14 protein-coding genes and 1 other RNA gene are annotated in these 15,234 nt (G+C 34.1%); 9 read left to right on the top strand and 6 right to left on the bottom strand.

What is annotated here, in order from left to right:
- The first annotated feature begins 126 nt into the window (after positions 1–126).
- Both asnS and rpoN read left to right on the top strand, forming a co-directional pair.
- Entirely contained in the window at positions 127–1,575 is a 1,449-nt protein-coding gene (gene asnS, locus AC3WRL_RS04555; RefSeq protein ID WP_261511139.1) for an asparagine--tRNA ligase, read from the top strand.
- Positions 1,576–1,733: 158 nt separating this feature from the next.
- A complete protein-coding gene (gene rpoN / locus AC3WRL_RS04550) occupies positions 1,734–3,197 on the top strand; it encodes an RNA polymerase factor sigma-54 (RefSeq protein ID WP_214832780.1) in 1,464 nt (487 codons plus the stop codon).
- A 61-nt stretch (positions 3,198–3,258) separates the two neighbouring features.
- Here rpoN and AC3WRL_RS04545 read toward each other — a convergent pair whose 3' ends face one another.
- The 3 genes from AC3WRL_RS04545 to AC3WRL_RS04535 are packed head-to-tail and all read right to left on the bottom strand — an operon-like array spanning position 3,259 to position 6,102.
- The gene (locus tag AC3WRL_RS04545; RefSeq protein WP_492329814.1) at positions 3,259–4,884 is read right to left on the bottom strand and encodes an AMP-binding protein; all 1,626 of its coding nucleotides are present in this window, start codon (positions 4,882–4,884) and stop codon (positions 3,259–3,261) included.
- Positions 4,885–4,943: 59 nt separating this feature from the next.
- Positions 4,944–5,618, bottom strand: coding sequence for a DUF8845 family protein (locus AC3WRL_RS04540; protein WP_214832776.1), 675 nt, complete (start codon positions 5,616–5,618; stop codon positions 4,944–4,946).
- Positions 5,611–6,102: an RNA polymerase sigma factor gene (locus AC3WRL_RS04535; protein WP_492329892.1), complete on the bottom strand. Its 492-nt coding sequence runs from the start codon at positions 6,100–6,102 to the stop codon at positions 5,611–5,613. Before AC3WRL_RS04535 ends, AC3WRL_RS04540 begins: the two co-directional genes overlap by 8 nt.
- Before the next feature lie 201 nt (positions 6,103–6,303).
- On the opposite strand from AC3WRL_RS04535, the gene rnpB reads away from it, so the two are divergent.
- Positions 6,304–6,626, top strand: an RNA gene (rnpB, locus tag AC3WRL_RS04530) — RNase P RNA component class A.
- A gap of 65 nt (positions 6,627–6,691) precedes the next feature.
- Here rnpB and AC3WRL_RS04525 read toward each other — a convergent pair.
- Positions 6,692–7,561 (bottom strand): polyphosphate kinase 2 family protein, encoded by an 870-nt coding sequence (locus tag AC3WRL_RS04525; RefSeq protein ID WP_214832774.1) that lies wholly within the window; start codon positions 7,559–7,561, stop codon positions 6,692–6,694.
- Between the two features lie 75 nt (positions 7,562–7,636).
- Positions 7,637–8,110: a DUF1573 domain-containing protein gene (locus AC3WRL_RS04520; RefSeq protein WP_214832772.1), complete on the bottom strand. Its 474-nt coding sequence runs from the start codon at positions 8,108–8,110 to the stop codon at positions 7,637–7,639.
- A gap of 128 nt (positions 8,111–8,238) precedes the next feature.
- Here AC3WRL_RS04520 and AC3WRL_RS04515 point away from each other — a divergent pair, with 128 nt between their 5' ends.
- From AC3WRL_RS04515 to AC3WRL_RS04490, 6 genes are all read left to right on the top strand, one after another.
- On the top strand, positions 8,239–10,854 hold the full coding sequence (locus tag AC3WRL_RS04515) for a valine--tRNA ligase (RefSeq protein ID WP_492329813.1): 2,616 nt from the start codon (positions 8,239–8,241) through the stop codon (positions 10,852–10,854).
- A gap of 89 nt (positions 10,855–10,943) precedes the next feature.
- Positions 10,944–11,579: a DUF4241 domain-containing protein gene (locus tag AC3WRL_RS04510; protein ID WP_214832767.1), complete on the top strand. Its 636-nt coding sequence runs from the start codon at positions 10,944–10,946 to the stop codon at positions 11,577–11,579.
- A gap of 57 nt (positions 11,580–11,636) precedes the next feature.
- Positions 11,637–12,530, top strand: a complete 894-nt coding sequence (locus AC3WRL_RS04505) for a PfkB family carbohydrate kinase (protein WP_214832765.1) — start codon at positions 11,637–11,639, stop codon at positions 12,528–12,530.
- Positions 12,531–12,620: 90 nt separating this feature from the next.
- Positions 12,621–13,469, top strand: coding sequence for an alpha/beta hydrolase family protein (locus tag AC3WRL_RS04500; protein ID WP_214832763.1), 849 nt, complete (start codon positions 12,621–12,623; stop codon positions 13,467–13,469).
- Positions 13,462–14,106: an HD domain-containing protein gene (locus tag AC3WRL_RS04495; protein WP_214832761.1), complete on the top strand. Its 645-nt coding sequence runs from the start codon at positions 13,462–13,464 to the stop codon at positions 14,104–14,106. The genes AC3WRL_RS04500 and AC3WRL_RS04495 overlap by 8 nt, the downstream gene beginning before the upstream one ends.
- Before the next feature lie 39 nt (positions 14,107–14,145).
- A complete protein-coding gene (locus AC3WRL_RS04490; RefSeq protein WP_214832759.1) occupies positions 14,146–14,739 on the top strand; it encodes a hypothetical protein in 594 nt (197 codons plus the stop codon).
- 94 nt (positions 14,740–14,833) lie between these two features.
- Here the strand turns inward: AC3WRL_RS04490 and AC3WRL_RS04485 are convergent, their stop codons facing one another.
- The gene (locus tag AC3WRL_RS04485; protein ID WP_214832757.1) at positions 14,834–15,064 is read right to left on the bottom strand and encodes a hypothetical protein; all 231 of its coding nucleotides are present in this window, start codon (positions 15,062–15,064) and stop codon (positions 14,834–14,836) included.
- Between the last annotated feature and the right edge of the window lie 170 nt (positions 15,065–15,234).

The raw sequence follows: 15,234 nt of genomic DNA, 5'->3' as shown, positions 1-15,234 counted from the left end.
AACAAGTGGACTTTAGATTAAATAATTGATTATTGATTTTTTAAAAGACAGTGCAATCATCAACTTGCGCTGTTTTTTTGTAACTTTGCGGACATTAATTTTTATACGAAAATTTATAATCAACAAATGAAAAAGCAGACGATTAAAGAAATCCTACAGGATTACAAAAAAGTATTACATCATGACATTACGGTATACGGCTGGGTGAAAGCTTTCCGTGCAAATCGCTTTATAGCACTTAATGATGGATCTACAATTAATAATTTGCAAATAGTTGTTGATTTTGAAAATTTTGATAAAGAAATTATCAATAAAATTAGTACAGCTTCTTCTCTTAAAATAGTTGGAGAAGTAGTAGAAAGCCAGGGTGCCGGACAAACGGTGGAAATTATTGCTAAAAAGATCATTATTTTAGGTGACAACTTTACAGAAGAATTGCAAACTACAATTCTTCAGCCTAAAAAACATAGCTTAGAAAAGCTTCGTGAGCAGGCGCACTTAAGATTCAGAACCAATTTGTTTGGAGCTGTTTTCAGAGTACGTCATGCAGTAACCTTTGCTATTCATTCATTCTTTAACCAGAACCAGTTCTTCAACATCCATACACCAATAGTTACCGGTGCAGATGCTGAAGGTGCAGGAGAAATGTTTGGAGTAACAAACTTTGATTTAAACAATATTCCAAGAACTGAAGACGGAGAGATTGATTACAGCCAGGATTTCTTTGGTAAGAAAACAAACCTAACGGTTTCTGGACAGTTGGAGGGGGAAACTGCTGCAATGGGATTAGGAAGAATTTATACATTCGGACCTACTTTCCGTGCAGAAAATTCTAATACAACACGCCACCTTGCAGAATTCTGGATGGTAGAGCCTGAAGTTGCATTTAACAACCTTGAAGACAATATTGATCTTGCTGAAGATTTCTTAAAATATGTAATTCAGTATGTACTGGATAACTGTAAGGATGATTTGGAGTTCCTGGATAACAGATTTGTTGAAGAACAAAAATCTAAACCGGAAAAAGAAAGAGCAAAAGAAGGGCTTATTGAGAAATTACAAAATGTAGTAGCAAAGCGTTTTATGCGTGTAAGCTATACAGAAGCTATTGATATATTATTAAACTCTAAAGAAAATAAAAAAGGTAAATTCCAATTCCCGATCGAGAATTGGGGGGCTGATCTTCAATCTGAACATGAAAGATTCCTTGTAGAGAAGCATTTTGAAAGTCCTGTAGTTTTATTTGATTATCCAAAAGACATCAAAGCATTCTATATGCGTTTGAATGATGATAATAAAACGGTAAGAGCAATGGACGTTCTTTTCCCTGGAATTGGAGAAATTATTGGAGGTTCTGAAAGAGAAGAAAGAATTGAAGTTTTAAGAGCTAAAATGAAAGAGATGCATGTGGAAGAAGAAGAACTTTGGTGGTATATGGATACGAGAAAATTTGGTTCTGTACCACATGCAGGATTTGGATTGGGTCTTGAAAGACTTGTCCTTTTCGTAACAGGAATGACCAACATCAGAGACGTGATTCCTTTCCCAAGGACACCGAAAAGCGCTGAGTTTTAGATATAAAAAAAGCCTTAAATTAAATTTTAAGGCTTTTTTTACTTTATAATAGTTTATTATGTTAAATATTATAATGCAAAAATCATGCTAAATATGAAATTTTTGAAAAAAATTCATTAAATTCGTGGAATATGTTATGTTAAAACACAAAGAGTAATATGCTGAAACAACACTTACAACTCAAGTTAGGACAAAAGCTGGCTCCACAACAGATCCAACTAATGAAGCTGATTCAACTTCATACTTTGGAATTTGAAGAAGAATTGGAAAGAGAGTTAGAAGAAAATCCTGCCTTGGAAATTGCTAAAGAGGAATCTAAAGAAGATGATTATGCAGCTCTTGAAGATACCTATGAAAATGAAGGAAATGAAAGCATTGAAACGGATTTTGATGTGAATGAATATATCTATGATGATGAACCTAGTTATAAAACAGCTTCCAGTAACTATTCTGCAGATGATGAGGAATTTGATAATGAAAGTTTATTAACAGAAGGTCAGTCTTTATATGATTACTTGCTGGAGCAGATTCACCTGGCAAATATTAACCCTGAAGATATAAAGATCGCAGAATATATTATTGGAAACTTAGATACTGATGGTTATTTAAGAAGAGAAATTAAATCTATTGTTGACGACTTAGCCTTTTCTCAGGGAATTTATACGACTACTGAAAAAGCAGAAGATATTTTAGAAAACTATGTTCAAAAGCTGGATCCGTCTGGAGTTGGAGCAAGAGGTTTGCAAGAATGTCTTCTATTACAAATAGAAAAGAAAGTAAGCTCTGATAAAGCAGTTTCTTTGGCTGCCAATATCCTCAGACATCAATTTGATGCACTTACCAATAAGCATTATAATAAGATCATTCAGAAGTATGATATTGAAGAAGAGGATCTGAAAGATGCTTTGGAGGAGATTTCCAAATTATCTCCAAAAGTTGGTGGAAACTTTGATACCCAGACTATTACGATTAATCAGGAGATTATTCCGGATTTTGTGATTCAGGTAAAAGACGGATTGGTTATTCCAATGCTTAACAGTAAAAATGCACCGACTCTAAGAGTCTCTGAGGAATATAAAGATATTCTAACGACCTATTCCCACGATAAAAATTCTTCTGAACATAAGCAGGCCGCATTATTTATCAAGCAAAAGCTAGATGCAGCAAAATGGTATATTGATGCGATCAATCAGCGTCAAAATACCTTATTGCAGACTATTACGGCTATTGTAAAATTCCAGAAAGAATATTTTATTACCGGAGATGAAAAATCTTTAAAACCAATGATCCTAAAAGATATTGCAGATATCACTGGTTTTGATATATCAACGATCTCAAGAGTAGTAAAGAGTAAATATGCCGATACTCCAAACGGTATTATATATCTTAAAGACCTGTTTTCTGATAGTTTAACGAACGATGATGGAGAGGAGGTTTCTACAAAAGAGATCAAAACCCATCTTATGGAAGTTATCAGTAAAGAAAATAAAAGAAAACCACTTACAGATGATGCGTTGGTTGTCATTTTAAAAGAACAGGGGTATAATATAGCCCGAAGAACAATCGCAAAATACAGAGAACAACTTAACATTCCTGTTGCAAGATTAAGAAAAGAACTTTAATATAAGTTTAATAATAATAGAAGTGCCCGGATCTCCGGGCATTTTTATGTTTTTAAAGTATCTATTTGTTCTTTATTTGATCTAGTTTTAGCTCTCTAACAGAAATTTCACGCATTTCTACTTTCCTGATTTTTCCAGAGATTGTCATTGGAAACTCATCGACAAATTTCCAGTATTTAGGGATTTTATAATGGGCAATTTTTGTCCTGCAATAATCAAGAAGTTCTTCTTCGGATACTTTAAACCCATTTCTCACCTTAACCCAGGCCATAACTTCTTCCCCAAATTTTTCGCTTGGAACTCCTATTATCTGAACATCCAAAATGTTAGGATAAGTGTATAAAAAGTCTTCAATTTCTTTTGGTGAAATATTCTCGCCACCGCGAATGATCAGATCTTTTATCCTTCCGGAGATCGTGATATACCCCTCAGAATCCATTACCGCAAGATCTCCAGTATGCATCCATCTCGCATCATCCAGAACCTTTCGCGTATTTTCCGGATCGTTCCAGTATTTTAGCATTACAGAATATCCTCTGGTACACAATTCTCCATGTTCTCCACGTTCAACAACCTTACCAGTTTCATCAATAATTTTTATTTCAAGATGATCCTGAATGGTACCTACTGTACTGACCTGCTTCTCCAAAGGAGTTCCAATCAATGTTTGAGTAGAAACGGGAGAAGTTTCTGTCATTCCATAACAGATGCTCATTTCTTTGATATTCATAAGGTTTTCTACCTTCTTCATAATTTCAGGTGGGCATACAGATCCAGCCATAACACCGGTTCTTAGATTCGAAAAATCATAGGTGTCAAAATCTTTAACAGCCAACTCGGCAATAAACATGGTAGGCACTCCATACAAGGAAGTACATTTTTCATCAGAAACCACTTTTAGCGTAATATCGGGATCAAAGCTTTCATTAGGAATCACAATACAGGCGCCGTGAGCAGCACAGCAAATATTACCGATCACCATTCCAAAGCAATGATAAAATGGAACCGGAATACAAACGCGATCTCTTTCTGTGTATCGCAACCGTATTCCAATGAAATATCCATTGTTTAAAATATTATGATGGGAAAGAGTAACGCCTTTTGGAAATCCTGTTGTTCCAGATGTATATTGAATGTTTACAGGATCATCAAATTCTATACTTTCTTCAAAACTTAGCAATATTTCATCAGAAACTGATTCTCCGTTTTTTAAAAACTGATCCCAACTTTCATTAAAGAAAATGGCCTCATCTAATGTAGGACATACTTCCTGGGCATATTCCACCATTTCTTTGTAATTGCTGGTTTTAAATGATAGAGAAGAAAAAATAAAACGAACTTCTGACTGATTCAGAACATAGGTAAGCTCATGCGTTCTGTATGCAGGGTTGATATTAACCAAAATAGTCCCTATTCGGGCAGTGGCATATTGAAGCAATACCCATTCATATCTGTTGGCAGACCAGATTCCGATTCGATCTCCTGATTTTACACCTAAAGAGATCAACGCTTTGGCAACAGTTGTCGTTTGATCATAAAATTCTTTATAGCTTGCACGGTAATTCTGTTGAACAGAAACTAACGCCTTATGATCAGGAAATTTTTCGACTGTTTTTTTTAAGTTACTACCGATTGTCTCTCCCAGTAAAGGAATATTCGAAGCTCCGGATACATAAGATAAAGCCATATCAAAAGATTTGTTTATCTAAAATAACAAATAAATCTTTTGATAACTGTTTAAGAGAATTAATTTTCCTGAGAATCAATATCTTTTAGTTGTGCCAGGTTTTTGTCCAGTTTTCTCATGATAATTCCATAAACCAATCTATAGTATAACCAAATCAACAATACACAAAGCCCTGTGCTTAAAATAGTCCCGATAATAAAAATAATAACTGCCGAATTAGCAGGTTCGATATTTTGAGAATTTAAGGCATAAAATATGAAAACAGTAAAAATTGAAGTGAAGGCTACTAATAAGACAATGCTTATTAAAATGAAAGCATTCACTGTTTTTTTAAATTTAATAATTCTGGTGATAAGACCTTTAAGGTTTTCTTCAATTCTTATTCTACGATAGTTTTGGTAGAATTTATAAACAAAATAAGCAGTGACCAGTAGACTTGAGATCTTAAGTATAAGATAAATAGTATCAAAGCTATTTTCCACTTCTGGCGTTTTTTGGGCTCCCAGTTTTTCTAAAACATTTAGGAAACCATTGGTCTCTTCTCCTTTGAAGAAGTAAAATAATCCCATAACGGAAAAAAGTAAGAATTCAAAAACACTGATCCAGAAAATATATTTCACGTAGTTACGTGACTTTCTGTTTAGCATTTTAAGAATTTCACTATTATCGTATTTTTGCTGAACAGGCTGTTCCTGCCATGTTTTCTTAAAGCTGTCTAAATCAAAATCAGGCATATCTTTCCATCTGTTCTTTAAGGGTTTTCTTTAATCTGTTCATCTTCACACGTGCATTTACCTCAGTTATCCCGAGGTTTTCTGCGATATCCTTATAAGGCAAATCATCCAAATACATCATTACTATAGCTCTCTCTACATTAGGCAGTGTTTTAATTACCGTATATAAAAGAGAGATCTGTTGCTGTTTTTCATCATCATCTTCTATAAAATCTTTATGATTGATGTCAAGCTCGTTCGTAGGTAAACTTTTGCTTTTTTTTCTGAAAAGAGTAATGGCTGTATTAAGGGCTACACGATACATCCATGTAGAAATTTTCGAGTTTCCTTTAAAGGAATCGTAGCTTCTCCAAAGCTGTAATACAATTTCCTGAAATAGATCCTCTTCATCTTCCAGCGAGTTGGTATAAAGACGCGAAACTTTAATAATCAATCCTTGATTATCTTTTATAAGTTGGGCAAATTCTTTTTCTCTGGAAATCAAAATAGATGTATAATCGCACGAAGATAGTAATAATGTGTTAATTTGAGAATTCAAATAGAAAATGTTTATAATTATTTATGTGTTTTGGATTAAAACTAAATATTAGCCTTACAGTCATCATATTGAACACATTCCCGTAGTATAAAAATTACTTATTTTCAAATTACCACATTTTCAAATTAACACCTATCTTTGCACCCACGAGAAAGTCGGCTTGTTGATCTTTGTTTCGACAGAGGTAGGAAAGTCCGGACACCATAGAGCAGCAAAGCGGATAACATCCGTCACCCGTGAGGGTAGGACAAGTGCAACAGAAAGCAAGTACAGTTCGGCTGTAGTGAAACCAGGTAAACTCTTTGCGGTGCAATGATAAGTATATCGGTTCTTTTCAGAAATGAGAATAGGAGTTGCTCGCTCTGAAAGCCGAGGGGTAATCAGCAAAAGTTTTGCAGCAATGTAAGACGCAGATAAATAACAGGCACTTCTTTGAAGTACAAAATCCGGCTTATAGATTTTCTCGTGATTTTTTTTGTTTAGATTTTAAAATTACATTGCCACCATCCACTCCTAACTTCCATTACGATATTTTTTATTCCTTTTCTAAAATCTTTTTAGATTCTTCTAAAGCTTTTACATCTTTTTCAGAGGGTTGAGGATATTTGAGATCCATTTTTTCTAAGGTATCAATGATAATCTGAATAGCGGCTACTCTTGCAAACCACTTGTTATCTGCCGGAAGTACATACCATGGTGCATACTCTTTTGAAGTTTCATTAATAGCTGTTTCATAAGCAGTCATATATTGATCAAATAATGCTCTTTCAGGAAGATCGGCAGATGAGAACTTCCAGTTTTTTTCGGGTTCATTAATTCTGTCTAACAGTCTTTGTTTTTGTTCCTTTTTTGAAACATTCAGGAATATTTTGATAACTGTTGTTCCATTTTGAGAAAGATGCTTTTCAAAATTCCTTATACTTTCATATCTGTTTTCCCAGAATTTATTATCAAATTCTTTTACAGAATTCCATGTCTTTTCGCTAAGATTATATTCGGGGTGTACTTTACAAACTAAAACACTTTCATAATGAGAGCGGTTGAAAATACCAATCATTCCTTTTTGAGGTAAAGCCAAGTATTGGCGCCACAAAAAATCATGTGAGTATTCCTTTGAGCTGGGAGTTTTAAAGCTCGTCACATTGCATCCTTGTGGGTTTACCCCTCCAAAAACATGTTCAATTAAACTGTCTTTTCCTGCTGCATCCATTGCCTGCAGGATGACAAGAAGAGATTTACTCCCATCCGCATATAATTTTTCCTGAAGATTACGAAGTTTTTCTTTTTCTATAGATAATAATGCCTGCCCCTCTTGTTTAGTAAGTGGTCCTTGATATTCTGTTGATGTTTTTTTGATAGAAAATTTTCCTTTTATTTCAAAGTCATCCGAGAAATTGGTGTCCATAATTTGTTTATTTGAAATAAATGTAATAAAAAAACCGTCTACATGTAGACGGTTTTTATTTTTTCTGAGTAAAGCTTATTTTGCGATTGTTACTTTTTTAGCTTCCTTAGCAGCTTTTTTAGCAGCTTTAGCGTCTGCCGGAGTTTCTACTTTTGCCGGAGCAGCAGCAGTAACCTGAGGAGCGGTTCCTTGTACATCACCTTTAATGTAAATTACTGTTCTGCTGTTTGCAGGGTCATTAGAAAATACCTCGATCATTTTGTTGAATGGCGAAATAATAGTGGTGTTATATCCAACCTTGATTTTAGCAGATTTTCCCGGCATAATAGGATCTGTACTGAATTCTGGAGTTGTACATCCACAAGAAGGTTTTACATTAGAAATAACCAAAGGCTTATCACCAGTGTTAGTTACTGTAAAAAATCTTGTACCATCAGAACCTGGCTTAATAACACCATAGTCAAAAGTAGTTTTATCAAAAGTGATAGTCTGCGCAGATGCAATAGCAAATGTTCCAAATAGTGCAATTCCTGCAATTAATTTTTTCATATTCTTGAATGTTAATACGTTTGTTAGATAAATTTTGAGAAACAAAGTTAAAAATTATTTTAATTCATACTGAAAATATTTTTTCTTTAAGCTATTTTTGCAAATTGTAAGCTAAAGAAATAGAATTTATGCAGATTTCAGAAAAGTATAATCCACAGGAAACAGAACAAAAATGGTACAACTTCTGGTTGGAAAATAAATTTTTCCATTCAGAACCTAATGATAAGCCACCATATACTATTGTAATTCCTCCGCCAAACGTTACGGGGATCTTACACATGGGTCATATGTTGAATAATACCATTCAGGATGTTCTGGTCCGCCGTGCAAGAATGCAGGGCTTTAATGCCTGCTGGGTCCCTGGAACAGATCATGCTTCGATTGCTACTGAAGCTAAAGTTGTTGCTAAATTGAAATCTGAAGGAATTAATAAATCAGATATTACCCGCGAGGAGTTTTTAACACATGCATGGGAATGGACCAACAAATATGGTGGGACTATTCTTGAGCAGTTAAAAAAATTAGGTTGTTCTTGTGATTGGGACAGAACCAGATTTACCATGGAGGACAAGCTTTCTGCACAGGTTATCAAAAGCTTTGTTGATCTTTATAATAAAGGTTTGATCTACAGAGGATACAGAATGGTTAACTGGGATCCGGAGGCGAAAACGAATATTTCTGATGAAGAAGTAATATTCAAAGAACAAAACGGAAAATTATATTTCCTTAAATATAAAATTGAAGGCTCAGAAGAATTTCTTTCTGTAGCAACAACACGTCCTGAAACTATTTTTGGGGATACTGCCGTTTGTATCAATCCGAATGATGAAAGATACGCTCATCTGAAAGGTAAGAATGTAATTGTACCAATCGTTAACAGAGTAGTTCCAATTATTGAAGATGAGTATGTAGATATCGAATTTGGTACAGGTGCATTGAAAATTACGCCGGCTCATGATACCAATGACTACGAAATCGGACAAAAACATCAGTTAAAAATGATTGATGCTTTGGATGATGATGGAAATCTTAACGAGCATGGATTACATTATGCAGGGAAGAACAGATTTGAAGTTAGAAAACAAATCGCAAAAGAATTACAGGAAAATGACCTTTTGCTAAAAGCAGAAGATTACGTAAATAAAGTGGGAACTTCCGAAAGAACAGGTGCTGTGATTGAACCTAAAATTTCTGTTCAGTGGTTCTTGAAAATGTCTGAACTTGCTCAGCCAGCATTGGATGTGGTAATGGATGATGAGATCAAATTCTATCCTGAGAAGTTTAAAAATACTTATAAGCACTGGATGGAAAACATCCGTGATTGGAATATTTCCCGTCAGCTGTGGTGGGGACAACAAATTCCCGCTTATTATTATGGCACTGGAGACGAGGATTTCGTAGTTGCTGAAACAAAAGAAGAAGCTTTAGAGCTAGCAAAACAAAAAACAGGGAATCAAGAGCTGACAGCTGACAGCTTAACACAGGATCAGGATGCTTTAGATACATGGTTCTCTTCTTGGCTATGGCCTATGTCTGTGTTTGATGGGCTATTGGATCCTGAAAATAAGGATATTCAATATTATTATCCTACCTCAGATCTGGTTACCGGTCCGGATATTATTTTCTTCTGGGTAGCCAGAATGATTATGGCAGGATTGGAATACAAAAAGACAGTTCCTTTCAAAAATGTTTATTTTACGGGTATTGTAAGGGATAAGCAAAGAAGAAAAATGTCAAAATCTCTTGGGAACTCACCGGATCCTTTAGAATTAATTGAAAAATATGGTGCTGATGGTGTTCGTGTAGGAGTATTATTAAGTTCTGCTGCAGGGAATGATCTTCTTTTTGATGAAGATTTAATGCTTCAGGGAAGAAATTTCATGACGAAAATATGGAGCGCCTTCCGATTGATCAATATGTGGGATCATGAAGACAAACCAGCTAATGAAGCCGAAACTAAGACTATAGAATGGTTTGAAAACAAGTTGAACAAAGTTATTGTTGAAATTAATGATCAGTTTGAAAAGTTCAGAATCTCTGATGCTTTACATTTAATTTATAAATTAATTTGGGACGATTTCTGTGGTTGGTATCTGGAAGCGATAAAACCGAATTATGGGGAGGGTATTTCTAAAGAAGTTTATCTGAAAACAGTTGCTTTCTTTGAAGAACTAATGAAGCTTTTACATCCATTTATGCCGTTTCAATCAGAAGAAATATGGCAATTAATTTCTGAAAGAAGTATAGATGAAGCTTTGGTGGTTGCCCAACAAAAAAACGCAGGAGAATTTAATGAAACCATCATTAAAAACTTTGAAACAGCTCAGGAATTAATTTCGGGAGTTAGAAACTATCGTCAGACAAAAGGGATCTCTCCTAAAGAAACGGCTGAAGTTTATACCAATGCAACTCATTTTGTCAATGAAGCAGTAATTAAAAAACTGGCTAATATCTCAGAAATTCATTTTGGAGAAAAAACGGAGAAACCAAGCTTTACTTTCCTTGTTGGATCAACAGAGATTTCCATTCCATTAAGTGAAAACCTTGATCTTGGTGAAGAGAAAACGAAAACTGAAGAAGAAGTAAAATACTTAAAAGGGTTTTTAATTTCTGTTGAAAAGAAACTTTCGAATGAAAAGTTCGTAGCCAATGCTAAAGCTGAAGTGGTAGAAGCAGAACGCAAGAAGCAGAAAGATGCCCAGGATAAAATTGCAATTTTAGAAGAGAAGCTAAAGAGCTTATAGATCTTTAGGTACTATTATTGTTTTATTTACTCTTTTCGGCTGAGTATAAATTTATACTCAACCGAAAAGAGTAAACAATTATAAAAGAAATGACACACATAGAAAATATAAAAAAACTATTCTCAAGGGATTTTGTAGAAAGTCCTGTGCTGGAAAGTTTTGAAGTTGGAAAGATCTATCTTTCCAGTGGGAAATTAGTGGCTTGTGATCCTTTGATCACAAATGATATGCAACCTTTTTCTACAGAATTTCCAAAAGGAGATTTTTCTGTCTTATTACACAAAGAAAGAGAAAGCAATTGTGTGGCATATGCTGAAATCATTTTCAGTAATTCCGAAATCACGGAATGGAAATTAGCCACTACTGCCGGTCAAAATATAAAAGATCTTGCTGAAGAGGAAATTTTTGGTTATCCTGTGGAAAGTGGGATGGGGTGTTTTATGGATGTAGATACCCAGGAGAAACTTAATGATCTTGAAAAAAGATTATACCATAGTAAAGGGGTTGATTTTATGGGGATCTATGAAGAGTTTTTTCATGAATATTTCTTTGATGAAAACGGAGCAATTGACCAATATGCCTTCTTAAAACCTGCTGAAGAACATCCCGGAACTATTTTTGCTTTTGAGACAGGATATGGAGAAGGTTTCTATGCCAGCTATATCGCATATGATAAAAATAATGCTCCAGTAAAGGTAGTTACAGAATTTATTGAAATAAGTTAATTATTCTTATATTAGTATTCCTATTTTTATATTTTTGTATAAATCAATTTAAGCACAATGAACTTCTCTTCAGTACAACCCAAAATTATAGTTGTTGGCAGCTCTTCTATCGACTTAGTCTTAGAAACTGAAAAGCTTCCAGCTCCTAACGATACTGTTTTAGCCATTAATTCAGATAGTTATTTTGGAGGAAAAGGGGCAAATCAGGCGGTGGGAACTGCACGATTGGGGGCAAGTGTTTATTTTATAGGATGCGTAGGAATGGATCCTCTGGGACAGCAGATCATGCGAAATCTTGTAAACGAGAATGTAAATGTTGGATTTGTTGCAGAAACGGATAGAGAAGCAACAGGAACTGCTTATGTAACGACATCTGAAGGTAATGCTGCAATCGTAGTGGTACCAGCTGCCAATAAACTTTTAAGTACAAAACATGTTGAGGATGCTGATCGATATTTTCAGACAGTTGATCTTATTCTAGTACAGCTTGAGGTTTCCTTAGAAGTGGTGGAGTATACCATAAAAAAAGCTAAGAAATACGGAAAAAAAGTTGGTCTTTACGCGTCACCAGCAATGAAGGTAAGCGAAGAGATCTTAGAAAATGTAGACTTTGTAGTTGCAAAAAGCAGTGAATTGTATATCGTTTTTGGTGAAGAACAAAAGGAGCAGGTTCTTGAAAAATACTTAAATAAAGTTTTTGTAAGAGACGATACCAATTCCACCATTTATTTTGATGGTACAGAAATGAAATACTTTAGAAATCATAATGACAACAAAACGGCACACAAAATGGGAATGGGAGATGCATTTACCTCTGGATTTGCCATTGCTTTATGTCATAACAATTCCATAGAGGAATGTGTAAAGTTCGGTAATGAAGTTTCTTTAAGAGTTTCTACTATGCAAGGATCACAGACGGGATTACCAAGAATGTCAGATTACTTTGCTTAAAGCTATTTACTACATATCGAAAGTATATCAATTAACATATAGATGAACAGTAAAATTTCCACTTTTGAGTGGATTTTTTTCTTTTAAAATATGGAAAAGCTAGTTCTTACAACAACAGATCATATCTCTATTGTAGCACACCTTTTTATGCCAGAGAATAGTAATGAAAAATTGTTACTGATCAATTCTGCGACGGGTGTAAAACAACATGTTTACTTTTCTTTTGCAAAATATTTTTCTGAAAAAGGCTTTACGGTAATCACATATGATTACCGTGGAATCGGACTTTCAAAACCTGATCATATGAAAGGGTTCAACGCATCCATGCGTATCTGGGGAACTGAAGATTATAAAACAGTAACGACGTATATCAGAACACGCTTTGCAAAATATGAGAAATTTTGTCTTGGACATTCTGTAGGTGCATTGATCCTTGGAATGAATAAAGATTCTGAAATTTTTAAAGAACTGTTTTTTGTCGGGACTCAAAATGCTTTCGTCGGTAACTTAAAATTTAAAACCAAAATAGAAGCTTATCTGGGCTTTGGGATCGCACAGCCACTGGCTACACAGCTGTTGGGTTATTTTCCAGCACATTGGTTTGGTTTAGGAGAAAGTCTCCCTAAAAATTGTGCTTATGACTGGAGAACCTTAATTTTGAATAAAAAATCAACCAACGGTTTGTTGGAAAAAATTGATGATTATTCTAAGAAATTAACGCAGAAAGTTTTTGTGATCTGGGCAGAGGATGATGTTTGGCTTACGGATAAAGGAGTAAAGAGTTTATTGAACGATACTTATCCTAACCTCAGTCCAACATATAGGCTTGTACGGGCATCCGAATCAGAAAAAGGAGAAATAGGCCACGTTAATTTTTTTAGAAACTATAACAAGAAGCTTTGGAATATTATTTTAAATGAATTAATAAAGAATGAGTAATACAATTGAAAACACAATAGTGTTTGTAAAAGAAAAGTTAGAAGGTGCAGAAGCCGGACACGATTGGTTTCATATTGAAAGGGTGTGGAAGCTTTCAAAAAAGATCGCAGAAAGTGAAAATTGTAATGATGAGGTTGTAGAATTGGCAGCATTACTTCATGATATTGCTGATCCTAAATTTCATAATGGTGATGAGACTATTGCTTTAAAAGTTTCACGCGAATTTTTAGAAAGTGAGAATGTTTCAGAAGATATCATAGGGCAGGTTTTATTTATTATTAAAAATATTTCGTTTAAAAATAGAGGTGAAGCACCAAAGGATCTTCCGATTGAGCTGAAAATTGTTCAGGATGCAGATCGACTGGATGCTATTGGAGCGATAGGCATTGCAAGAACATTTAATTTCGGAGGCTTTAAGAATAATTTAATGTACCATCCCGATATCGAGCCGAAACTGAATATGTCCAAAGAAGAATACAAAAAATCCAACGGAACAACGATCAATCATTTTTATGAGAAATTATTGCTTTTAAAAGATCTCATGAATACTGAAAAAGGAAAAGAACTTGCTCAGGAAAGGCATGATGTCATGCTGAAATTTCTGGATCAATTCTATAAAGAATGGAATGTTGATTAACATTCCTTCTGAAAATTCTTAAAACAGTATATTTGCAATATGGGATTAATCATCTTTGTTATCTTTCTCTGCTCTATTATTTCTCTTATTTTATCTAAAGTAAAATCGGGAAAAGGTGCTGAATGGGCAAAATTATTTCGTATTGCTACACTTATTTTTTCAATATCAGTTTTTAGCTATTGGTTTATAAAAAAAAGTGCTGTAGGTGTTGTGAACAACTCTGTAGGTTTGCAGGTTGTCAATAAACTTCCACAGACATTAGATTTTTATGTCATTAATGTGAATAATCCGGAAAAAAATGTGAAGCACGAAGCCAAACATATCGGAAAAATCCGCCCGGAATATTACAGAATTGAATACCTTAAAATGGATAAGTCCGATGAATATTGGATTATCGGATATTTAGGAAAAAAGAATCTGGTTTATTTTTCTCAGCACTCAGTTCCTAACAAGAATATTGATCAGATTGTGGAAGTAAAGAACTATATCAACCAAAGCGCAAAGTTATCTGAAGTGGCTAAAAAACAAATTGATGCTTATAATTATGAAAATGTAAAGCTTGGAATTTGGGTAACTCTGGATTTTCTATTGCTATTTCTCAATTTGGTACTACTCCTTAGAATAAAGAAATAAGAAAAGTATCTTTCGAAACATACAATAAAAAAAATGATCTGCTTATTGAGCAGGTCATTTTTTTATGAATTATTATTTTTAAAATCTTAGCAAATCATGGATAATTTAAGATCAGCATGATTTTTTCTTTAAGTTCTTCAGGACAGTTTTTAACAAGTTTGTCTTTACTTTGGCTACTTATCTGATCATTCGTCAGCCACTCTGTAATATCTAAATGTTTATTGTTGCTGTCGTAAATTCTTTTAATGGTTTGATTTTCATAGAAAGTGTAATTATCACCAAGCGAATTGTTTGCGATACTTATCGTACATATTTCTTTTTCCATAGTTTTAATTTTTTACAATTTAATATAACGGGTTGTGTTCTACAATATATCATTTATTAGTGAAAAAATTAGCTTTTGTAAATAAACTTTTTTTTCACACTAAACAGTGAAATAAATTTTGTAAAAAATTAAAAATTTCTATAAAATCTCAAAAAAATGATCAAATAACT

This window comes from Chryseobacterium sp. FW101-FHT12H09 (genome assembly GCF_058790395.1).
This window is presented reverse-complemented; position numbering and strand designations above follow the sequence as displayed.